This window comes from Sulfitobacter sp. M85, from assembly GCF_029285915.1.
Taxonomy (GTDB): Bacteria; Pseudomonadota; Alphaproteobacteria; order Rhodobacterales; family Rhodobacteraceae; genus Sulfitobacter; species Sulfitobacter faviae.
Genome location: NZ_JABECQ010000004.1, coordinates 31,604 through 54,072, shown reverse-complemented (window position 1 = coordinate 54,072; position 22,469 = coordinate 31,604). Strand labels below are relative to the sequence as shown.

Below are 22,469 nucleotides of genomic sequence, written 5' to 3'. Positions count from 1 at the left end.
TTTGCTGAAACTCGCCCAAGGGCAGCGTCCGATCTGACGTCGGCTTTTTGCAGTCGCTTGGGTGGTCGCCGCGAGATGGGCGGCGTCTTGGTGGCTCATTCACCTGTGGTGAATGATTGGATGTATCTTATGATCCCCTCCTTTGCGTCATCGATGTCTGCGCGCATTTCCGCAGCTGCGGCTGCGGGATCGCGATTCTCACAGGCTGCAATAATTGCCTGATGATGTCGAACCAGCCCCATCTGCTCTTGCGCATAGTACCCGGCGATTAGCGGCCCCATGCGGAGCCATAGCCCGCTGAGGATGGCCAGCAGGATCGGCATCTCCGCCGCCTCGACCAGCGCGAAATGGAACTCTTGATTATACTTCACCGCCTGCGGCCAGCGCCCGGCCACCGCTGCGGCCTCGTTCCGCTCCACGATCTTTTTCAAGCGGCGGATTTCCTTGGGGCCGACCATCTCAGCGGCGCGACCTGCGGCAAAGCCCTCCAGCTCGCGCCGGATGCTCGCAATTTCAAGATACTGCGCCTCTGTCAGCACCGGCACGCGCACATCGCGCACGCTGCGCTGGACCAAAGCCTCATCCCGCAAGAGCCGCTGCACCGCGTCGCGCACCGGGGTCGAACTGGTACCCAACCGCTCTGCCAAGCCGCGAATGGTGACCTTTTCATTCGGGCGAAGCCTGCCTTCCACCAAGTCCTGACAGACCCGATCATAAATCGCATCGCCCAATGAAACTTGATTGATCTCGGCCATCGCGCCCTCATCCTTACTGGCCGACTTGCCGCCAGTTTTGATGCATGATGCATCATTTCTATTGAGCCTGCAAATTAAAACTGCAATGCTCCGCCGGAACGACATCAGACCACAGGGAATGTGATGAAAGTCTTTTTCGACGAACGCCAGCTTGGCCATGCGCCGACACATTACTTTCGGCGTGGCGCGGCCATGCCGCATCAAGAACAGCCACAACGTGCTGAAATTCTACGCGATATGTTAATCGGCGAAGGGTTCGAGATCAGCAAACCCCAAGACCACGGCCTGGCGCCGATCAAGGCGGTGCACAACCCCGATTACGTCGATTTCCTGCCCGATGCCCATGCCCGTTTCGTCGAAAGCGCGGGGCCGGATGCGCTGGCCATTCCCACCATGCACCCCGGCGTGCGGCGCGGCAAAGAACCCAAAGACATTCACGGGCAATTGGGCTGGTGGATGACCGACACCTCGACCCCGCTGACCGAAGGGTCATGGGACGCGGCCTATTGGTCTGCCCAAACCGCCATTGAGACGGCCCAAACAGTCGCGGCAGGTGCCCGCGCGGCCTATGCGCTCTGCCGTCCGCCCGGCCACCATGCGATGCGCGATTGCTCGAACGGGTTTTGCTTTTTCAACAACGCCTGTATCGCGGCAGAGCACCTGACCCAGACCTTCAAAAAGGTCGCGCTGATCGACATCGACGTGCACACCGGCAACGGCTCGCTCGACATCCTCTATGAACGCGGCGACATCTTCTTTTGCTCGCTGCACCCTGACCCGGCAACATATCCCACCTTCTACCTCGGCCATGCGGATGAGACGGGCGAAGGCGACGGGGCGGGCAAATCGCTGAACCTGCTGCTGGAGCAGGGCGCGAGCCAAGATGAGGTGCTGGCCCTGCTCGACAAAGGTATCGCCGCGATCCGGGAATTTGGAGCCGAGGCGCTGGTCGTCTCGCTGGGCTTCGACATGGCCGCCGACGATCCGCTGGCTGCCGTGAAGGTCTACCCCGACGGCTTTGCCGAAATGGCGCAGCGCTTGGCGGCGCTGAACCTTCCCACCGCATTGATCCAAGAGGGCGGCTACCTTGGCCCCTCCCTTGCCGATAACGCAAAATCATTTCTCACGACATTCCGCGAGGCCACAGCATGAGCAAGACACCCAAAGAAATGAACGGCGCGGAAAGCGTTGTGCGCAGCCTGCATGCGGGCGGGGTGGAGGTCTGTTTCGCCAACCCCGGCACCTCCGAGATGCAATTCGTCGACGCGCTGGACCGCACCAAACTGATGCGCTGCGTTCTGGGCCTGTTCGAGGGGGTGGTGACCGGCGCCGCCGATGGCTATGCGCGCATGGCGGGCAAACCAGCGGTGACCCTGCTGCACCTTGCGCCCGGTTTCGCCAATGCCGCCGCCAACCTGCACAACGCCCGCAAGGCGCGGGTGCCGATGGTCAACCTCGTGGGCGATCACGCGCTGCGGCATCAGAAATACGACGCGCCTCTGTCGGCGGATGTCGAAGGCGCCTGCGCGCCCTTCAGCGATTGGGTGCGTTCGGGCCGTGATGCGGGCAGCTTTGCCGCCGATGCGATGACCGCCCTCGCGGTCGCCCAGGGCAAGCCGGGCAAGGTCGCCACGCTGATCGCACCCGCCGACATCGGCTGGGACGCGGGCGGCCAGATGGCCGAGGTCGTGGCCCCCGCGGCCCCTGCCCCGCTGGACGAAGCCGCGCTTGATGCCGCGGTCAAAGCCTTGGAAAGCGGTGAGAAGACCGTGCTTCTGGTCGGCAGCGGTGTGCTGGAAAACCAAGAGGCGATGGCCTTGCTGCACGGCATCGCGGAAAAGACCGGGGCCGATATCCTCGCCCCAACTTCGAACCGCCGGTTGGAGCGCGGACAGGGGCGGTTTGCCGTCAACAAAATCCCCTATCCGATCAACGCGGCGCTCGAATGCCTTGCCCCTTACCGCCGCGCCATCCTGATCGAAACGCCGCCGCCGGTCGCCTTTTTCGCCTACCCCGAAAAGCCGAGCCTGCTGTTGCCGGTCGATTGCCATAACGTGACGCTCGCCCCCGTCGATGCGGATGGCGCCACCGCATTGGCCGCCCTGGCGGACCGCATCGGTGCGAAACCCGCCACCCCGCGCGACCACGCACGGCCCGCGGCACCACAGGCGGGAGGCATCAGCCTGCAAAACCTCGGCGCAGCCTTGGCCAATGCGCTGCCCGAAGACGCAATCGTGGTGGATGAGGCCGTCTCTTCGGGCGGGGCAACTTTCCCGGCGGGCGAAAGTGCCGCGCCGAACACTTGGCTCGCGCTGACCGGCGGGTCGATCGGCATTGGCATCCCCCTCTCCGCCGGGGCCGCCATCGCCTGCCCCGACCGCCCGGTGATCACGCTGCAAGCCGATGGCTCGGCCATGTACACCATTCAGGCGCTCTGGACCCAAGCGCGCGAGAATTCCAACGTCACCACCATCATTCTGGCCAACCAGTCCTATGAGATCCTCAAGGGCGAATTGCACAACGTCGGCGCCCAACCCGGCCCCGACGCGCTGAGCATGCTGAACCTCGACCGCCCGCAATTGGATTTCGTGGCCATGGCCAAGGGCATGGGCGTGCCCGGCAAACGGGTCGAAGACATTGCCGAGTTGATGCGCACCATCGAAGAGGCCGCGAAAGAGCCCGGTCCCTTCCTCATCGAAGCGATGCTGTAACCCCCCCGAAAGGACACGCCATGCCCCTTGATCCAGACCTCAAGTCTCGCATCCTTCAGGCTGTCGAAGACGGATTTGCCGAACAGGTGAGCTTTACCCAAAAGCTCGTGCAATTGCCCTCCCTGCGCGGCCATGAACATGCGATCCAAGACCTGCTGTTTCGCAGCCTGCAAAGCCGTGGCTACGCGATGGACCGTTTCAAGATGGACCGCGCCGCGATTGAGGCGCATCCCGGCGGATCAAAATACTCGGACGATCATTCCGACGCGCCCATCGTCGTGGGCATCCACCGCCCGCGCGATGAGCGGGGCCGCTCGCTGATCCTGCAATCGCATCTCGATGTGGTGCCCGAGGGTTTGCACGACATGTGGGACGATCCGCCCTATTCGGCCAAGATCGACGGCGATTGGATGTATGGCCGGGGTGCGGGCGATATGAAGGCGGGGGCGGCTGCAAATATCTTTGCGCTCGACGCGCTGCGCCGCATCGGGCTGCAACCGGCGGCGACCGTCTATGTGCAATCCGTGGTCGAGGAGGAATCCACCGGCAACGGCGCTTTGCAGACTTTCCTGCAAGGCTACACCGCCGATGCGGTTTTCATCCCCGAACCCGAAGAGGAAATGCTGGTCCGCGCCAACACCGGCGTCATCTGGTTTCAGGTGCAGTTGCGCGGCGTGCCGGTCCATGTGCGCGAAATGGGCGAAGGGGCCAATGCCATTGATGCCGCCACCCGCGTCATCACCGCCCTGCGCGAGATGGAGGAGGATTGGAACGCCGAGAAGGGCCAGCATCCGCATTTCGAAGACGAAGCGCATCCGATCAACCTCAACATTGGCAAGATCGAAGGCGGCGATTGGGCCTCATCGGTGCCGTCATGGTGCAACATCGATTGCCGCGTTTCCATCTATCCGGGCCGCAGCGCCGAGGACGCCGCGCGCGAGATCACCGAGCGGGTCAAAGCCTTCGCCCAAAGCGACAACTTCCTGTCGAACAACCCGCCCAAGGTGGTCTTCAACGGTTTCCACGCCGAAGGCTATGTGCTGGAGCCGGGCAGCGAGGCCGAAGCCGTGTTGGAACGCGCCCATGAAGAGGCCATCGGCGCGCCGCTGCAATCCTTCATGACGGCGGGCTACCTCGATACGCGGGTCTATGCGCTTTACAACAAGATCCCCGCGCTCTGCTACGGGCCGAAATCGCGCAACATTCACGGGATCAATGAATCCGTCAGCCTCAGTTCGGTCAAGAAGATCACCCAAGCCATGGCGCTCTTCATCGCCGAATGGTGCGGGACCGAAGGCACCACCCCATGACCGAGGCCGGGATCACGCCCCATGGCGGCCTGCCCCCCTTCCTCAGCGGCGTGCTGGTCGAAGAGGCCGGGGCCCAGACCGACCTGCTGGCGCAAGACCCGCCTGCCTTTGACGCGGCCCGCGCGGCAGAGGTCGCGCTGCGCTGCTATGGTATCTCCGGTCAGATCGAACCGCTTGCCGCTGAGAAAGACGCGAACTTCCTGATCACCCTGACCACGGGCGAAAAGGCACTGCTAAAGATCACCAACGCCGCCGAAGACCGTGCGGTGACCGACATGCAGACCGCGGCACTGATGCATCTGGCTGCCGCCGATCCCGAACTGCCCGTGCAACGCATCTGCGCCAGCCTGAACGGCAAAGCTGCCGAGGTCGCCACCGCCGCCGATGGGCAGCCCCATGTCGTTCGTCTGATATCCTTCCTCGGCGGCACCGTGCTCAGCAATGCGACCCCGCAACCGGGCCTCTACCGCGCCTTGGGCGATTTTCACGCGCGGGTCACCCTTGGGCTGCGCGGCTTCTTTCACCCCGCGGGCGGGCATTTTTTGCAGTGGGACATCAAACAAGCGAGCCACCTGCGCCCCCTTCTGGCGGATGTGCGGGACGCCGCGCTACGCCAGCAGTTGCAGCATAGACTTGACCAGTTTGACGCGGAAACCGCCCCGCAACTGCCGCATCTGCGGGCGCAGATCGTGCATAATGACTTCAATCCCCATAACATTCTGGTCGACGCGCTACAGGCGCAGCACCCCGTCGGGCTGATCGACTTCGGGGATATGGTGCATACGCCGCTGGCCTGTGATTTGGCGGTGGCCTGCTCCTATCAACTCGGCCAAGGCACAGACCCGCTCGGCGCCATCTGCGAGATGGTCGCGGGCTTCGCCGCACGGCTGCCGCTGGAGGCCGAAGAGGTCGCGCTTCTGCCCAGTCTGATCCGCTTGCGCCATGCCACCACCTTGGCAATCGGCGCCTCCCGCGCGCGGCGCTATCCCGAGAATGCCCCCTATATCCTGCGCAACGCCGCCGCATCGCAACGCGGGCTGGTCGCGCTCGACCAAGTGGGCGACGCCGCCGCGATCAAAGCCCTGCACCATGCTGCGGGAACGGAGTGACCGATGACCATGATTAACGCCTATGACAGCGCCCAAGCCGAGGCCCTCAGCCCCGCAGACCGCCCCCTGATCGACCGCCGCGCCAAGGCGCTCGGCCCCGCCTATCGGCTGTTCTACGACCAGCCGCTGCATATCACGCGCAGCGAGGGTGTCTGGCTTTATGATAAGGACGGGCGCAGATATCTCGATGCTTACAATAACGTCGCATCGGTCGGCCATTGCCACCCCCGCGTGGTCGAGGCGATCACCCAGCAGTTGGGCGTGCTGAACACTCACACCCGCTATCTGCATGAAAACGTTGTCATTTACGCCGAACGGCTGCTCGCCACCATGCCCGAGGCGCTTGGTCATGTCATGTTCACCTGCACCGGGTCCGAGGCGAATGACATCGCCCTGCGCATCGCCCGCAGCTATACTCGGCGCGAGGGCGCCATCGTCACCCGCCTTGCCTATCACGGGTTGACCGAAGCGGTGGCCGAACTCTCCCCCTCTCTGGGCGACTTCACCCCGCGCAGCCCGCGCATCCGGCTGATCGACGCGCCCGACACGCTGCGCATCCCCGAGGCGCAACAGGGTGCCAAACTCGCCGCCGATCTGGCCCAAGCGATTGCCGAGATGCGCGCCGATGGGATCGAGCCTGCGGCCTTCATCGTCGATACGATCTTTTCCAGTGACGGGCTGCATCCCGATCCGGCGGGGTTCCTGCAACCGGCGGTCGACCTGATCCGCGCCGACGGGGGGCTTTTCATCGCCGACGAAGTGCAACCCGGCTTTGCCCGCACCGGTGATGCCTTCTGGGGGTTCCAGCGCCACGGTCTGGTGCCTGACATGGTCACGATGGGCAAGCCGATGGGCAATGGCTTCCCCCTTTCCGGCACCGCGATGCAGCCAGAGCTGGTGCAAGAATTTGGCGAAAAGGCGCGGTATTTCAACACCTTTGGCGGCAACCCCGTGGCCGCCGCCGCAGGCATGGCGGTTCTCGACGTGATCGCGGATGAGGGATTGCAGGACAATGCCACAGCCGTCGGCGGTTTCCTCAAGAGCGGTTTGCAGGACATCGCGACCCGCTACCCCGAGATCGGCCATGTGCGCGGCGCGGGGCTGTTTTTGGCGGTCGAATGCGTCACCGCGCGCGAGACCAACGCCCCCGATGCCGCCTGCGCCAAATTCGTGGTCAACCATCTGCGTCAGAATGGCGTCTTGATCAGCGCCACCGGGCCGGGGGCCAATATGCTGAAAATCCGCCCGCCGCTTGTCTTACAGCAGGCCGAGGCCACGCTGTTCCTCCACGCAACAGAAGCCGCCTTCGCCGCTGCGCGGGCCGAGGGAGTTTAACCCTGCGGCCCTACTGCGCCTCGCGCAGGGACCGCTCCCGCGCGCGGGCCTTGGTCAGCCATTCCGGGTCCATCTGCGGCACCGATGTCAGCAGCCGCTTAGTATAGGCCTGCTTTGGATCGCCGAAGATCTCGTCACGCCCGCCCTGCTCCACGATCTGGCCATTCTTGAGAACGATCACCTTATGGGCAATCGCCTCAACCGTGGCCAAGTCATGGGTGATGAACATGAAGGTCAGGTCCAGCTCGGTCTGCAACCGCACCAAAAGCCGCAGGATCCCTTCGGCCACCAATTGGTCCAGCGCGCTGGTAACCTCGTCACAGATAATGAACTCCGGTTCGGCTGCCAGCGCCCGCGCGATGCCCACGCGTTGCTTCTGCCCGCCCGAGAGTTCGCTGGGTTTGCGGTCAAGGAAAGCGCGGTCGAGGTCGACCAGATCCATCAGTTCCGCCACCCGCGCCTGAAGCTCTTGCCCCCTGCGGCCCGTGAACTTGCGCACCGGTCGGGCCAAAATCTCGCGGATACTGTGGCGCGGGTTCAGCGAGGTGTCCGCCGATTGATAAATCATCTGGATATTGCGCAGCGTCTCGGCCCCGCGTTTGGCCAGTTGCGGCTCAAGCGGCGCGTCGTTCCAGAAAAACTGCCCGGCGACGGGGGGCAACAGCCCCGCGATGACCCGGGCGAGGGTTGATTTACCCGACCCGCTTTCCCCCACCACCGCAGTGGTCTGGCCGCGCGGAAAGGTGAAGTTGAGATTATCCAGAACCGTCATCGGCCCATAGGCCGCCGAAACCCCCTCGCAGCGGATCAGCGCCGGAGCCTCCCCCGCCTCTGCATAGGGGCGGCGAAACGACCGCACGGCCCAGAGCGAGCGGGTATAGTCCTCTTGCGGGGCGTCGAGCATGGTCTTGGTCGACGCGGTCTCCACCGCCGCGCCATCCTTCATCACGCAGATGCGGTCGGCCATCTGGCTCACCACCGCCAGATCATGGGTGATATAGATCGCCGCCGTGTCATATTGCTCGACGATATCGCGGATCGCCCCCAGCACTTCGATCTGGGTGGTGACGTCTAGGGCGGTCGTCGGCTCGTCAAAGATGATCAGGTCGGGGCGGCAGGCCATGGCCATCGCCGTCATCGCCCGCTGCAACTGGCCGCCCGACACTTGGTGCGGGTAGCGAAAGCCGATCTCTTCGGGGTTGGGCAATTGCATCTGACGGTAGAGCGCGACAGCGTCCTGCTCTGCCGCCGTGCGGCCCGCGACACCGTGCAGACGGGGCGCTTCGGTATATTGGTCGATCAGCGTCTTGGCGGGGTTAAAGCTTGCCGCCGCGGACTGGGCGACATAGGCGATGCGCTTGCCGTGCAACCGGCGCAATTGCCCGCGCCCCATGCCGATCAACTCGGTCCCGTCGAATTCGACGCTGCCCCCGGCAAAGCGCACCCCGTCGCGGACATAGCCCATCGCCGCCAAGCCGGCGGAGCTTTTGCCCGCCCCGCTTTCGCCGACAAGGCCCAACACCTCACCCCGGTCAAGCTCCAGATCGAGCCCCTTGATGATCACATTGGGCCGCGCGCGGCTGCCTGCCTCAAGCCGGAGACCGCGAATGTTCAAAAGATTTCCCATATGCTTGGCCCCTGCTTGGTTAACTTTTCAGACCGCTGGCGCGGTGCAGCATCCAATCGACGATCAGGTTGATCGCAACGGTCAACAAAGCGATGGCAGCCGCCGGGATCAGCGGCGTGATATCGCCAAAGCTGATCAGGGTGGCGTTCTCTTTCACCATCGATCCCCAATCCGCCGTGGGCGGCTGAATCCCGATGCCAAGAAAGGACAGCGCCGCGATAAAGAGAAACACAAAGCAAAAGCGCACGCCGAATTCAGCGATCAGGGTGGACCAGATGTTGGGCAGAATCTCGCGCCGCAGCAGCCACGGCGTGCGCTCTCCGCGCAGCTTGGCCGCCTCGACGAAATCAAGACCGACAACATTCATCGCCGCCGCGCGCGACAGACGGTAGACAGGGGCCACATAGATCACCGCGATAACACCGACCATATTGGGGATCGAGGGGCCGACAATGGCCAAAAGCATCAGCGCCAAGATCAGCGGCGGCACGGCCATCAGCACATCGACGAGCCGCGACAGGACTTCATCCAGCCAACCCCCTTTGAGCGCGGCCAGCATCCCCAACGTGGCCCCGACCGAAAAGGAAATGGCCGTGGTCAGCAGCGCCAGCCCGACCGTATTGCGCGCGCCAAAGATCATGCGTGACAGCATATCGCGGCCAAGATTGTCGGTGCCAAGCGGATGCGCACCACTCCACGGCAGATAGGCGTCGCCCACCACCTCCGTCTCGCCATAGGGCGCGATCCACGGGGCGAAAAGTCCGGTGATGGCCACGAGGACCAGCACCACCATCCCAAAGATCGCCGAAGGAGGCGCGGATTTCAGCAAAGATTTCATCGTTATCTCCCGTGCCGCAGACGCGGGTTCGACATGATCGAGATGATGTCGGCCAGAACGTTCAGCGTGATATAGACAGCGGCAAAGAACAGCCCCACGGCCTGCACCACCGGGAAATCCCGGCTGGAGACGGCATCGACCAGTAACTGGCCAAGACCGGGGTAGGAAAAGACGACCTCAACCACCACCACGCCGACCACCAGATAGGCAAGGTTCAGCGCCACGACATTGACGATCGGCGCCAGCGCGTTGGGCAGCGCGTGTTGCAGAATGATGCGCCAGCGCGGCACGCCCTTGAGGCGGGCCATCTCAATATAGGGCGAGGCCAGCACGTTGATGATGGCCGCCCGCGTCATCCGCATCATATGCGCCACGACCACCAGAATAAGCGTCAGCGCGGGCAGAAAGCTGCGATAGAGCGCGTCCCAAAGCCCCGTGGCGCTGTCGATCCGTGCCAGCGTGGGGAAGACGCCCGCTTTGATCGACAAAAACAGGATCAGGACATAGCCCACGAAAAACTCGGGCATGGAGATGGCGGAAAGCGCGGTCAGGTTGACGCCGCGGTCAAACAGCGTGTTGCGCCACAGCGCCGCCAGAAGCCCAAGGATCACCGCCAGCGGGGCGGCGATGACGGCGGCATAGACGGCCAGAAACATGGTATTGGCAAGCCGCGGACCCAACAGCTCAGACACCTCGCGCCCCGAGGCCAGAGAGGTGCCGAAATCACCGCGCAGCACACCGCCGAGCCAATCGAAATACCGAAGATGCGCAGGCTGATCGAGGCCAAGCTCGGCGCGAAAGGCCGCGAGGGTCGATTCAGTCGCCGATTGGCCAAGGATCTGCTGCGCCAGATCACCTGGCAAGAGTTCGATGCCAACGAACATGAGGGCGGATACGACAAAGAGGGTCAGAATGCCGAGGGACACTCGGCCGATAACAAGCTTCTGAAGCCGGGACATTTTAAGGTTTTCTCCGGCCCGGGGCGGGCCATTGGTGCGGGAAACGGACGGCCCTTGGGGGCCGCCCGCGTGAAGCTGTGGCTTAGGACATCCACCAGCGTTCAATGAAGCGCTGGCTGTCGAGATCCCACATCTCGGACACTTCCTCGGGCATCTGAACGCTCTCGCTCATGGCCGAGACATATTGACCAAAGGCCGGGATCAGCGCGCCGCCCTGCTCTTTCACGATCTTCTGCATCTCGCCGTACATCTCGGCGCGGCGGGTCTGGTCCAGCTCGGGCCGGGCCTGCAACAGCAGCTCATTGAAGCGCTCGTTGTCCCATTTGGTCTCGTTCCACTCCGCATCGGCGGCATAGCCGGTCGAGAACATGAGGTCAGGCGTCGGGCGACCACCCCAATAGGAGCAGCAGAAGGGCTTTTGCAACCAGACGTTCGACCAATAGCCGTCATCCGGCTCGCGCTTCACGTCGATGTTCAGCCCCGCAGGCCGCGCGCTTTCGGCGAAGAGCACGGAGGCATCCACGGCCCCGTTGAACGCCGCATCCGAAGTCGAGAGCGTCACGTCGAGGCTTTCCAGCCCCGCCTGTTTCAGATGGTACATCGCCCGCTCCGGATCATAGGTGATCTGTTCCAGATCGTCGTTGTAATAGGGCATGGAGCGCGAGATTGGTTGGTCATTGCCCACGGTGCCATAGCCGCGCAGCACCTTTTCGATCATGTCTTCGCGGTTGATGCCGTATTTCAGCGCCATGCGCACGTTCAGATCATCGAAGGGCGCCGTGTTGGTCTGCATCGGCATGATGTAATGCAGCGTGCCGTCCTGGGTGTGGATCTTCACATTGGGCGCGCGGCCCAGAAGGTTGATGGTTTTGAGGTCGGGCCGGTCGATCAGGTCGACCTCACCGGTCATCAGCGCGTTCATCCGGGCCGCCGGATCGCCGACTTTCAGGATCACGACCTTGTCGAAATGCGCGCGGCCTTCTTTCCAGTAGTCATCGCGGCGCGAGAGTTCGACCCGCACGCCCGGCTCAAAGACATCGATCACATAGCCGCCGGTGCCGATGCGGCTGTTGGGGTCAATCGTGCCATCGCCGGTGTCTTGACGAATGCCGAGGTGGTAATCATTGAAGATGAACGGGAAATCCGCGTTCCCGGCGGCCAGTTCAAACACCACAACCTTGTCGCCATCGGCGCGGATGTCGGTGATCTGCTCAAGCAGCGGTTTGATACCGGATTTGGACTCCGGCCCCATGTGGTGACGGATCGAGGCGATCACGTCATTCGCTGTCGCCGTTTTGCCGTCCGAGAATTGCGCGTTGTCGCGCAGGCGGAAGGTCCAAGTGGCGGCATCGCTGCTGGCTTCAAAGCTTTCCGCAAGGTCGGGCTGTGCGGTGCCATCGGGGGCGATCTCGGTCAGGGTGTTGAAGACCGCGTAGCCGCTGGCGAACATGAAGTCGTTGTTGAAGGTCGCCGGATCAAGGCTGTCGGAAGTGGAGCCTTGGGTAAAGCCCACCCGCAGGGTGCCGCCCTTCTTGGGTTGCGCCTGTGCCCGCGCTCCGCGTGGCAGGATCAGCCCTGCCCCCACGGCGGCGGCGGTCCCGGCTAGAAAGCTGCGACGGCTCGGGCCGTTTTGACGGTTTGTGAAATTGGTCATTGTATCCCCCTTTGTTTGTTTTCTTGCTCGAACGCTCTGACAAAGCGCTCGGCGTCTTGCTGCGGTGCCGCGTCATTGGCCGCCGCCCTCGCACTGGCATGGGCGCTCTGCCCAGCTGCAGGCGCTGTCGAAACACGCGGCCAAAGGATGGCGCGCGCCCCTCTGCGCTGCGATCCGTCGCGGCATTTCGCCCGCCGCAACGATCTTGGCCATAGGCATAGCCGGTTCCGACGCCGGGGTATAGATACCCCGGTCGCCTGTCGCGAAGTTACGTTACGGCTAGTGATGTTTTACGGGAAGATCAAGATGTTAAGGGGTGGCGGGTGAAAGACCTCCCCCGCCGCCCCCTCCTGCGACCGCTGCAAACCGGCGGTCGGTCGGGGCTACAAGCCGCCTTAGAAATCCCTTAGCTTTGGCCGCCCGTTCACGGAAACATTGTCGATATCCTCAAGCTTAAAGCCACGCACCAAGGACGGTATCATCATGCAGACCAGCACAAAGATCGGCAGCCCCACCACGGTGATCACCTGCTGCAAGGCGGTCAGCCCGGTGTCGCCGGTCAGCAGGATCAGCATCGCCGCGACCAGCCCTTCGGCAAGACCCCAAAAGACCCGCTGGCGCACGGGGCCGGGTTTGGCATGGCCGGTGCAAAGCATATCGACGACCAGTGAAGCGGAGTCCGACGAGGTGGCAAAGAAGATCGCCACGATGATGATCGCCACGCCTTGAACGAAGAGCGTGAATGGGAAATGCTCAAGGAAGACGAAAAGCGCGAGGGGTATGCTCTCTGCCACCGCCCGGCTGATCTCGCCCGCCTGATCGCCCATCGCTTCCCGCGCCGCCGTGCCGATGCCGTCAAAGCCGATGGCCTGCCAGCCGAAGATCGAGAACCAGATCAGCGTGAAGGCCGTGGGCGCAAGCAGGACACCAAAGACAAATTCCCGAATGGTCCTGCCCCGTGAAATCCGCGCCACGAACAGCCCGATGAAGGGCGACCAAGTGACGGTCCAAGCCCAGTAAAAGACCGTCCAATCCCCTTGCCAGCCCCAATCCCCGTTCGACGGGTTTCGATTGGCCAGCATATCGTTCCAAAAAGCCAGCCGTGGTAGGTTTTGCAGGTAAAGGCCCGCAGTTTCGACAATGCCACGCAAGAGAAACAGGGTCGATCCGGTCACCAGCACGAAGATCATCAGCAGAACCGCCATGCCGATGTTGATATTCGACAAAAGCTTCACCCCGCTGTCGAGCCCCGCCACGATTGAGCCGACAGCGACCATGGTCAGCACGGCGAGGATCATGATCTTCAGAAAGGTCGAAGCATCCCAGCCAAAAAGCTCGGACAGCCCCGCCGCGATCTGCGAAGAGCCGAGACCGAGAGACACCGCCACGCCGAAGATCGTGCCCAAGATGGCCACGATATCAATGGCTTTGCCCACCGGCCCGTGAATACCCTCACGCAGCAGGGGATAAAAAACCGAGCTGACGCGCACCGGCAGATCATAGCGGTTGATGAAATAGGCGAAGGCCAGACCGGGCAGCGTGAAAATCGCCCAAGTGTGCAGCCCAAGGTGATAGATCGCGATTGAAATCGCATCTTTCGCCGCCTGTTCCGAATAGGGCTCTACCCCCGGCAGGGGCGGTTTCTGGAAATGGCTGATCGGTTCGGCCACGCCCCAGAACATGAGCACGGTGCCAATGCCCCCGGCGAAAAGCATGGTGAACCACGATAGGTTCGAATACTCCGGCTCAGACCCTTTCGGCCCCAATCGAATATGGCCGTGGCGCGAAGCGGCGGCCCAAATCAGAAAACCCAGCCAGACATTCACGCCAAGAATGAAGAACCAGCCAAGATTGGTCACGACCCATGCCCGACCCACGGCAAAGATGTCTCCGATGGGTTCGGGCACCGCGATCAAGAGTAGAACGAAAAGCGCGGCGAGCCCGGCTGAAATGAAAAAGATGACCGGGTCCGTTTTCAGACCAAGACGCCGTGCGAGATTTTCCACGTATTTTTTCCTTTATTGTTCGTTTCCTTGGTCGGCCCTGCGACCCCTCTAGGGCATCACCGGGGCCTCGCCTTTCGATGACATGTCCGGCTCATCACGGCTGCGGATCTCCATATTCCCGCGCAGACGCGGCAGGGCTTGAGGATGCTCTTTTTGCAGCCAATCGATCATCTTCTCGCGGATTTCACAGCGCAGATCCCATGCCTGTGGTGAAGTCCGGGCGCTAACAAGGCCACGCACGGCGATACTGTCTTTCTCGGTCTCGGAAACCTGCAGGTTGACCACCTGCCCGTCCCATAGGGGGGAGGCTTTGGCCAGTTCCTCAAGCTTCGCGCGCATTTGGCCAATCGGCACCGTGTAATCGAGATACCAAAACACCGTGCCGATGATCGACGCGCTTTCACGGGTCCAATTCTGAAAGGGCTTTTCGATAAAATAGGACAGCGGCACCACCATGCGCCGCCAATCCCACAGACGCACGACGACATAGGTCGCGAAGATCTCTTCCACCCAGCCCCATTCGTCTTCGACGATCACCACATCTTCAAGCCTGATCGGCTGGGTGATTGCGATCTGTAGCCCCGCGATAAGGTTGGTCAGTACGGGGCGCGCCGCCAACCCGACGACCAGACCCGCCGCCCCGGCCGAGGCGAACAGACCCGCCCCGTATTTCTGCACGCTTTCAAAGGTCAACAGCACCCCAGCGGCGGTGAAAATCCCCAAGATGATGGTCACGGTCCGGCGCAGCACGCGCGCTTGGGTCACGAACTTGCGGGCCGAAAGATTGTCTTCGACATCCAACCGATGCCGCCGCACGGCGCGTTCCGCGAAATGATTGGTCAGAAGGATCAGCGTCCAGCCGACGAGGATGATCAGCAATACCAGAAACAGATGCGCCGCCCCGTCCTGCCAGCCGTAAAGCCGCACATTGGGCAGAACCCAAGCGAGTGCTGCGACCACGGCGGCAAGGCGCAGCGGCCTGCGCGCCCGGCGCAGCAAGGACCGCCCGGTGATGTTCTTTTCCGAGATTACGCGGTCGAGGATACGGTATCCGATCCAATGCACCGCCAGCCCCGCCGCACAGGCCAGAAGCACGGCAAGAAGGGGGCTGACGAAATCGGGCGCGGCCTCAAGCTGCGTTGAAATACCCGTCGCTATGCGGTCCAGCGTCTCCATCGCTTAGGCCCACCAAACCACCATCGCCAGCGTGGCCACGACAAGCAGCCCGGCCCAGAGGGTGCGATCCTGCCACAGCGGTTTCTCCCATTGAGTAAAGATCTCCTTGGCTTCTTCCCCCTGCCAGACAAGGTCTTCGATATTCTCTTTTTCCTTCGGCGAGGTGGCGTAGGAAATACCGAAATGCAGGATGATCCCGATGGTCATCATGATCGAGGACATCACCGTATAGTGGATTTCCGGCAGCCCCATATAGGCCCAGTAATTCGTCACCTCTTTCAACACGAAAAGCGGAATGCCGATGATGAGGCCAAACATGATCGTCCAAAACGCGCCGTTGCCGTTCAACCGTTTGAACATCAGGCCGAGGATATAGACCACCACGATGGTCGGCACGATATAGGACAGCGAGGATTGGAAATAGCTGAACAGGCTTTCAAACCCGGCAATCATCGGGGCATAGATCGCGCCGAAGACCATGACACCCGCGGTGACCAGTTTGCCCATCCAGACCTGACGCTCTTCGCTCACGTTGAACATCGGCTCGGCAAAGTCCTTTACCACCAAGGTCGAAGCAGAGTTCAAGGCAGAGTCGAGCGAAGACATGATCGCCGCGATCAGTGCCGCCATAATCAGGCCGCGCACGCCAATCGGCATCAGCTCAAACGCCAGCGTGGGGAAAGCAAGGTCAGGCGTTTCAAGATCGGGGTAGAGCTTGAGCGCGATCACCCCCGGCAGCACCATCAAAAAGATGTTCGGCAGTTTCAGGAAACCGGCGAAGATCGCCCCGATCTGCCCTTCTTTCAGGTCCTTCGCGCCCAGCGTCCGCTGCACGACGAACTGGTTGATCGTCCAATAGTAAAAGCCGAGCAAGATAACGCCCAAAAGCCCCGTCCACGGCAAGAAATCATCGTCCGCGGGCAAGATCATATGGGTCATATCCTCGGGCGTGCCGGTAAACAGCTCCTCCCAGCCGCCGATCTCATCAAGGCCGATCCAGAACAGGGCGGCGGCCCCGATGATCAGCAAGATCGCCTGCACCGTATCGGTCACGACAACCGCCGAAAGACCGCCCAGAATGGTGTAGATGCCCGCGACCAAAGCCAGCACGGCGACGGCGGCCCAAAGGTTGAGGTAGCCGGTGACATTCGAGATCACCAACCCACCCGCATAGAGGGCGCCCGCCGTATCGATGAACATGATGGCGAGGATGGTGAAAAGCGAAAACGCCCGGCGCGAACGGACGTCATAGCGCTCTTCCAGAAATCCCGGCACGGTCGAGATTTTCGCCCGCAGGTAGGACGGCAGAATGAAGATCGCGAATAGGATCAAGACCAGCGCGGCGGTCCATTCATAGTTGAAAATGACGACGCCATTCGCATAGGCCCCGCCCATCAGCCCCACAAAACTGGAGCCGGACATGTTGGAGGCGAAAAGCGAGAAACCAATCAGATACCAAGGCAGCGACCGACCGGCGAGGAAGTAATCCTCAGACCCGCCTGATTGTTTGCGCGAAACGTAAATACCATGGGCAACGACACCGATAAAATAGGCCACCACAATCGCATAGTCGATCAGGTGTAGATCAAATTTCGCGCTCTCCATCTTGCTCTCCTAAAATATTCTTTGCGCTCAATTCCGAGGTTGGCCCGCGCGGCCTCTGGCTCAGTTGTCCTCTTCCCAAGGTTCCATTTCCTGCAATTCCTTCTCGGTCGCCGAGACATAGGCCCGCAGATCGTCCCCGCCCAAACGGCGCAACTCGATCATATCCAGCGGCACGGCGACCTGCGTTTCGCCCAATCCGAGGAAGCCGCCGATGTCGAGGATCACCATTTTGATCTGGCCATCTTCGCTAAAGGTGACCTGCGAAATCTCACCAATCCAATTGTCGTTCTGGCCAAAGGCCGCGAGCCCGAGGAATTCTTCGGAATCCAGATCGCTCAATTTAACGATCTCGATCTTTTCGCCGCCCTCGCGCATATCGGCGGCGCGCAGGCGCACGTCGTCTTCGTTGTATTCCGGGGCGGATTTCAGGTCTTCTTTCTGCCCGGTATAGAGCAGGAAGAACTCGTTCTCTTCATCCGCATCCGGCAGGAAACGCAGATCATCAAGGGACAGCACCCGCGTGGCCCCCTTGCCGAGAAACCCGCCTGCATCGACGATGATGCCGCGTAGTGTCCCATCGCGGCTGATGACGACTTCGGACACCTGCCCGGCCATGGTCCAGCCTTCCAATGGCTCTTTCAATTCTTCGAGGTCGATCTCGGCCAGCGGCTCATCCTTTGCGGGCAAGAACAGCTTGTGGCCATTCAGGCTCGACAAGGCGATCATCGTGTCTTGGGGAATGAATTGCGGTGTCTCAGTCTCGGATCGCAGTGCCGTGGCGGCAAGGCTGCCAATCAGCGTAATTGCTAGAAGCGGCGCGTTTCTCATGATTATCTCCTGCTGAAAATTCGGTCGGGCAAGGCCGGTAGCATCATGGGGATAACGGGATTTTGATGAGATAGTTCCCTTGTTACGTGAATTTAGAGAACCTGCACCGCAAGCGCGCCTGCGTAGATCACCAGAAGGCCGATACTCTCCCAACCAATCCCTTTGCGCTGCCGGAAGATCAGGCCAAGGATCAGAACCGCCGTCATCATCATCGCCACGGTGAGCCAAAACAGGTCATCCGCAGTGATCGCGTGATAGAGCGATCCGTCGCGATAGCCGATGTCCGACAGGGTGAGGAACAGCGTGTCGAACGTATTGCCGCCGATGATCCCGCCCACGGCCAATTGCAGCGCCCCGCGCCGCACCGCGACCAAGGTGGTGACAAGCTCAGGCAGAGACGTAAGCACCGCCGTCATCGTGGCCCCCACCACGGTATCCGACAGGTCAAACCGGTCCGAGATTTCCGCCGCGATCCGCGCCACGGCGAAGCCGGAAAGACCCATGAGCACCAGCAAGATCAGAAAGGGCACGACCAATGCGCCCACGGGTTTCTCGGCCTCTTCATCGTCCTCAGGCTCATCCGCGCGGGTGTCCGAGGTGGACACTGGGTGCCACATCGGCTCTTCCCGCAGCCGGGCGGTGGCGCGCATGCCATAGGCGTAGAGCGCGAACAGCGCGACACTGGCGGGATGGATGCCCCAGAACGCCACCTCTGGCGCGGTGAAGGCCATCAGCGGCACCGTCAGCAGAAGCAGCAGCAGCCCCGCCTGAAAGACATTGGCCAGATCAGCCGCCGCATGTTCGAGGTTGGCCCGCCGATAGATCATGTCCGCCAAGGCCAGAAAGGCCGTCTGCGCCGCGATGCCCCCGATGCCGTTCGAAAAGGCCAAAGATGCCCGCCCGTCCAGCGCTGAGGTCAGTGAGACGACGGTGCCAGACATGGAAGTGGCCGCGCCGAGCAGGGCCGCGCCAACCAGCGCCTCCCCCCAGCCGGTCCGGTCCGCGATCTGGTCGCTGAGCCCCGTCATACGGTAGCCGGTCACGAGAATGACAAGCCCGGCGAGACCGCCAAGAGCGAAGAGGATCGGGGTGGAAAGGCTTGCAAACATGCCCGGTCAACGCGCGAGGGGGCGATCCGTTCGCGCCAATTAGTGAAAAAGTTCACAAAGTTCCGGAACCCCACGGGAAGTTTACCGTTGATGTGATGCAGACCAAAATTTCAAGCGGAGCCGCAATTTATGGCAAAGCTCTTTTCACGGCGAGCTATTTTAGCCCAAATCGCACTTGGTACAGGTGCCGCGACTGTCGGATTACCGGTGCAACACGCCTTTGCCGCCCGCGATGACCGGCCTTGGGCGTTTTTTAAGAATGACGAAGCACAGTGGATGGCTGCCGTGGTCGACGTGTTCATCCCGCAGGATGAGTTCCCCTCAGCCTCGCAAGCGGGCGTCGTCGACTTTATCGATTTCCAGATGGCCACCGCTTATGGCGCGGGCAAAGGTCTTTATCTTGAGCCGCCTTTCCCTGAGGGCGCCGTGGCCGAGCAGGGCTATCAGCTTGAATTCACACCGGCACAACTCCTCCGTCAGGGGATAGAACAGGCGCGCCAGCTGGGTGACTTCGCCACGATGGACGCCGCAGCCCGCGCCGATCATGTCGAAGAGCTATCGAAGCGGGATGACTTTATCGGCACGCTGATTGCGGAACTGTGGAAGCTGACGCGACAAGGCTATTTCGCCGATCCGATCTATCTGGGCAATCATGATTACGCCGGCTGGCGCATGGTCGGGTTTCCGGGCGCTCATGCCTATTACACCGAGCGGGTCGACGCCCACGAACGCTCGGTCACGCCGCCGCCACGCGGCATTGCCCATGATCGTGGCGGCTCCCCCTACCCGCCCCGCGCGATTGGCGGAGGGTCTGACTGATGGCACCCAGAACGCTTCCCAAAACCGATGTCTTGATCATTGGCGGCGGCTGGACCGGTCTGACTGCCGCCTACGAATTGGCCCATGCCGGGCAGCGCTGCGTCGTGCTGGAACGCGGCAAACAACGCCATACCGCCACATCTTTCGGCGCGCCCGAGGAACATGACGAACTCAAATACGCCCACCGCTACGAACATATGGTCGACGTCAAGAAAGAGACGCTGACCTTTCGCAATAATCGTGACCAACAGGCGCTGCCAATGCGGCGGCTGGGGTCCTTCCTGCCCGGATCGGGGCTTGGCGGCGCGGGCATTCATTGGAACGGCCAGCTGTGGCGGCCCCTGCCCTCTGACCTTGAAATGCGCAGCCACTACGAGGACCGCTACGGCAAGGATTTCATCGGCCCCGAGCTTAGCATTCAGGATTGGGGCGTCACCTATGACGAGCTTGAACCCCATCTCGACTTCTTCGAACGGATTTGCGGAGCCGCCGGGCAGGCTGGCAATCTAAACGGCGAGGCGCTTGCCGGGGGGAACGTTTTTGAGGGGCCGCGCAGCGCGGATTACCCCAACCCGCCAATGCGCCAGCCGATCTCCAACACGCTCTTTGGCGAAGCCGCCGAGCGGATGGGGTTGAACCCCTTCCCCATGCCCTCGGCCAATGTGACCAAAGCCTATGTGAACCCCTATGGCGCGCAGTTGCACCCTTGCACCTATTGCGGCTTTTGCGAGCGTTTCGGCTGCGGCTACTATGCCAAGGCCGACCCGATCATCTGCGTCTATGACCGGATCAAGGACCACGAGAATTTCGAGATCCGCCTGAACGCACAGGTGTTGCGCATCGAGAAGAGCGAAGACGGCAAGACAGCGACCGGCGCGATCTACCTCGATGAGAACGGCGAAGAGGTTTTCCAGCCCGCCGATACGATCTGCATGAACGCCTATGCGCTGTGGAACGTGCATCTGATGCTCGTCTCCGGCCTTGGCAAACCCTATGACCCCGAAACCCGCACCGGCGTCGTTGGGCGCAACTACAGCTATCAAACCGTGGCCGGGGTCGATGCCTTCTTCGACGACAGCGTGAAAACCGACCCCTATATGGGCGCGGGCGCGCTCGGCGTGGTGATCGACGATTACAACGGCGACAATTTCGACCATAGCGATCTGGGCTTCGTCGGCGGCGGCTATATCGCCTGCAAGCAATACCACGGCCGCCCCATCGGCTATCAGCCGGTGCCCGAGGCCACGCCGAAATGGGGTGCGGAGTGGAAACGCGCGGTGCGCGAGAACTACAATCATCACGCTGATTTGGTGGTGCATGGCTCCTCGGTGTCGACGCCCGAGAATTACCTCGACCTCGATCCGACATGGACCGATGCCTACGGCCGCCCGCTGCTGCGCATGACCTTCGATTTCCCCGAGAATGACCGCAAGATGTCAGACTATGTGATGCAACGCGCGATGGAGGTCGCCCGCGAGATGGACAATGTGACTTCCGTCAGCGGCAGCAACAACGCGGCGATCGACAGCCACTATGACATTGTCCCCTATCAGACCACCCATAACGTCGGCGGCGCGGTGATCGGCACCGACCCCGAGACCAGCGTGGTCAACCGCTATGGCCAGATGTGGGACCATCACAACGTCTTCGTCTTCGGCGCCTGCCTGTTTCCGCAGAACCTTGGCTACAACCCCACAGGGCCGCTGATGGGCCTCGCCTATTGGACACTCGAACACATGAAACGCGACTACCTGCCGAACCCCGGCCCCTTGATGGATGCCTAAGACAGATCGAAAAGGACCGCCCCATGACATTCCGTACCGTTCTGACGACCTGTAGCGCGATCGCCGTTCTCGGCATTTCCGCCGGTTTCATCCGCGCCCAGAATTACGAGGCCGCCCCCGGCATTTCGGCGATGGAGCAACGTTTGCAAGACGACGTTCTGCGCTTCAATGCGACGGTGAACACCGAGGTCGACGACGATGTGCTGGAGCTGGGGCGGCTGGTCGCCATGGGCGGATCCGAGGCGGGCGACAGCGGCATGGCCTGCATCACCTGCCACGGCGGCGATGGCGCAGGCGACGGCTCGGGCGCCTTTCCACGGCTGGCCGGTCAGGCTGGGTGGTACACTTACAAACAGCTCAAGGACTATGCCTCGGGCGACCGGCAGAACCGCGTCATGTCGGGCATCGCCAAGAAGCTGACCGAAGAAGAGATGGAGGCAGTCGCGGCCTACTACGCCACGATCTCGGCTCCTTACACCCGGCCCTTGGGCGATGTGGACGGCATGACATTGCAATGGGGCGGCCAGCTTGGCGCGGTCGGCTCGGCTGAGCGCGGCGTGCCCGCTTGTGTGAATTGTCACGGGCCAAGCGGCCTCGGCAACCCGCCCTCGGTGCCCTACCTTGCCGGGCAATATGCCAGCTACATGGCGCATCAATTGCAGATGTGGAAAGAGGGCAAGCGCGACAACGATGTGGACAACGTCATGTCCGCCATCGCCAAGAAGATGACCCAGAAAGACATCGACGCCGTCAGCGCCTATTACAACCGTGTCCGCCCGACGCAGCCGCTGCCGCCCGAGACGTCACCGCTGTTGGAGCCTTCCACGGCGCCGACGCAGTGAGC

The 22,469-nt window shown here is 61.9% G+C and carries 18 protein-coding genes; 8 read left to right on the top strand and 10 right to left on the bottom strand.

All coding sequences use genetic code 11. From position 1 onward, the window contains the following. Positions 1-95 precede the first annotated feature (95 nt). The gene (locus HKX24_RS08840; RefSeq protein WP_271692101.1) at positions 96-914 is read right to left on the bottom strand and encodes a GntR family transcriptional regulator; all 819 of its coding nucleotides are present in this window, start codon (positions 912-914) and stop codon (positions 96-98) included. On the opposite strand from HKX24_RS08840, the gene HKX24_RS08835 reads away from it, so the two are divergent. Genes HKX24_RS08835 through HKX24_RS08815 form a run of 5 tightly spaced genes read left to right on the top strand, consistent with a single transcriptional unit; the run spans position 879 to position 7,220 of the window. Next, positions 879-1,907, top strand: coding sequence for a histone deacetylase family protein (locus HKX24_RS08835; RefSeq protein WP_271692102.1), 1,029 nt, complete (start codon positions 879-881; stop codon positions 1,905-1,907). The two genes, HKX24_RS08840 and HKX24_RS08835, sit on opposite strands and share 36 nt — an antisense overlap. Continuing rightward, complete coding sequence (locus HKX24_RS08830) at positions 1,904-3,466, top strand: acetolactate synthase large subunit (protein ID WP_271692103.1); 1,563 nt, start codon at positions 1,904-1,906, stop codon at positions 3,464-3,466. Before HKX24_RS08835 ends, HKX24_RS08830 begins: the two co-directional genes overlap by 4 nt. A 20-nt stretch (positions 3,467-3,486) precedes the next feature. Then, positions 3,487-4,776, top strand: a complete 1,290-nt coding sequence (locus HKX24_RS08825; RefSeq protein ID WP_271692105.1) for an ArgE/DapE family deacylase — start codon at positions 3,487-3,489, stop codon at positions 4,774-4,776. Then, a complete protein-coding gene (locus HKX24_RS08820) occupies positions 4,773-5,885 on the top strand; it encodes a phosphotransferase (protein WP_271692106.1) in 1,113 nt (370 codons plus the stop codon). The genes HKX24_RS08825 and HKX24_RS08820 overlap by 4 nt, the downstream gene beginning before the upstream one ends. A gap of 3 nt (positions 5,886-5,888) precedes the next feature. After that, the gene (locus tag HKX24_RS08815; RefSeq protein ID WP_276153925.1) at positions 5,889-7,220 is read left to right on the top strand and encodes an aspartate aminotransferase family protein; all 1,332 of its coding nucleotides are present in this window, start codon (positions 5,889-5,891) and stop codon (positions 7,218-7,220) included. 10 nt (positions 7,221-7,230) lie between these two features. Here the strand turns inward: HKX24_RS08815 and HKX24_RS08810 are convergent, their stop codons facing one another. The 9 genes from HKX24_RS08810 to HKX24_RS08770 all read right to left on the bottom strand — a co-directional run bounded on the left by HKX24_RS08810 (position 7,231) and on the right by HKX24_RS08770 (position 19,022). Beyond that, positions 7,231-8,847, bottom strand: a complete 1,617-nt coding sequence (locus HKX24_RS08810; RefSeq protein WP_271692108.1) for an ABC transporter ATP-binding protein — start codon at positions 8,845-8,847, stop codon at positions 7,231-7,233. A gap of 19 nt (positions 8,848-8,866) precedes the next feature. Next, positions 8,867-9,685: an ABC transporter permease gene (locus HKX24_RS08805; protein ID WP_082852164.1), complete on the bottom strand. Its 819-nt coding sequence runs from the start codon at positions 9,683-9,685 to the stop codon at positions 8,867-8,869. 2 nt (positions 9,686-9,687) lie between these two features. Then, positions 9,688-10,644 (bottom strand): ABC transporter permease, encoded by a 957-nt coding sequence (locus tag HKX24_RS08800; protein ID WP_067268104.1) that lies wholly within the window; start codon positions 10,642-10,644, stop codon positions 9,688-9,690. 82 nt (positions 10,645-10,726) lie between these two features. Then, positions 10,727-12,298: an ABC transporter substrate-binding protein gene (locus tag HKX24_RS08795; protein ID WP_271692109.1), complete on the bottom strand. Its 1,572-nt coding sequence runs from the start codon at positions 12,296-12,298 to the stop codon at positions 10,727-10,729. Between the two features lie 395 nt (positions 12,299-12,693). Continuing rightward, on the bottom strand, positions 12,694-14,304 hold the full coding sequence (locus HKX24_RS08790; RefSeq protein ID WP_271689223.1) for a BCCT family transporter: 1,611 nt from the start codon (positions 14,302-14,304) through the stop codon (positions 12,694-12,696). A gap of 48 nt (positions 14,305-14,352) precedes the next feature. Then, entirely contained in the window at positions 14,353-15,480 is a 1,128-nt protein-coding gene (locus HKX24_RS08785) for a mechanosensitive ion channel family protein (protein ID WP_271692110.1), read from the bottom strand. A 3-nt stretch (positions 15,481-15,483) separates the two neighbouring features. Next, positions 15,484-17,085 (bottom strand): sodium:solute symporter, encoded by a 1,602-nt coding sequence (locus HKX24_RS08780; protein ID WP_271689221.1) that lies wholly within the window; start codon positions 17,083-17,085, stop codon positions 15,484-15,486. Positions 17,086-17,145: 60 nt separating this feature from the next. After that, the gene (locus tag HKX24_RS08775; protein ID WP_271692112.1) at positions 17,146-17,913 is read right to left on the bottom strand and encodes a PRC-barrel domain-containing protein; all 768 of its coding nucleotides are present in this window, start codon (positions 17,911-17,913) and stop codon (positions 17,146-17,148) included. Between the two features lie 92 nt (positions 17,914-18,005). Continuing rightward, positions 18,006-19,022, bottom strand: a complete 1,017-nt coding sequence (locus HKX24_RS08770) for a sodium:calcium antiporter (protein WP_271692114.1) — start codon at positions 19,020-19,022, stop codon at positions 18,006-18,008. Positions 19,023-19,229: 207 nt separating this feature from the next. Here HKX24_RS08770 and HKX24_RS08765 point away from each other — a divergent pair, with 207 nt between their 5' ends. From HKX24_RS08765 to HKX24_RS08755, 3 genes are read left to right on the top strand one after another with little or no spacing between them, the layout of a single operon-like run. Then, positions 19,230-19,841, top strand: a complete 612-nt coding sequence (locus HKX24_RS08765; protein ID WP_271692115.1) for a gluconate 2-dehydrogenase subunit 3 family protein — start codon at positions 19,230-19,232, stop codon at positions 19,839-19,841. Then, positions 19,841-21,625, top strand: coding sequence for a GMC family oxidoreductase (locus HKX24_RS08760; protein ID WP_276153924.1), 1,785 nt, complete (start codon positions 19,841-19,843; stop codon positions 21,623-21,625). Before HKX24_RS08765 ends, HKX24_RS08760 begins: the two co-directional genes overlap by 1 nt. Positions 21,626-21,648: 23 nt before the next feature. Further along, positions 21,649-22,467 (top strand): c-type cytochrome, encoded by an 819-nt coding sequence (locus HKX24_RS08755; protein ID WP_271692117.1) that lies wholly within the window; start codon positions 21,649-21,651, stop codon positions 22,465-22,467. Positions 22,468-22,469: the final 2 nt, after the last annotated feature.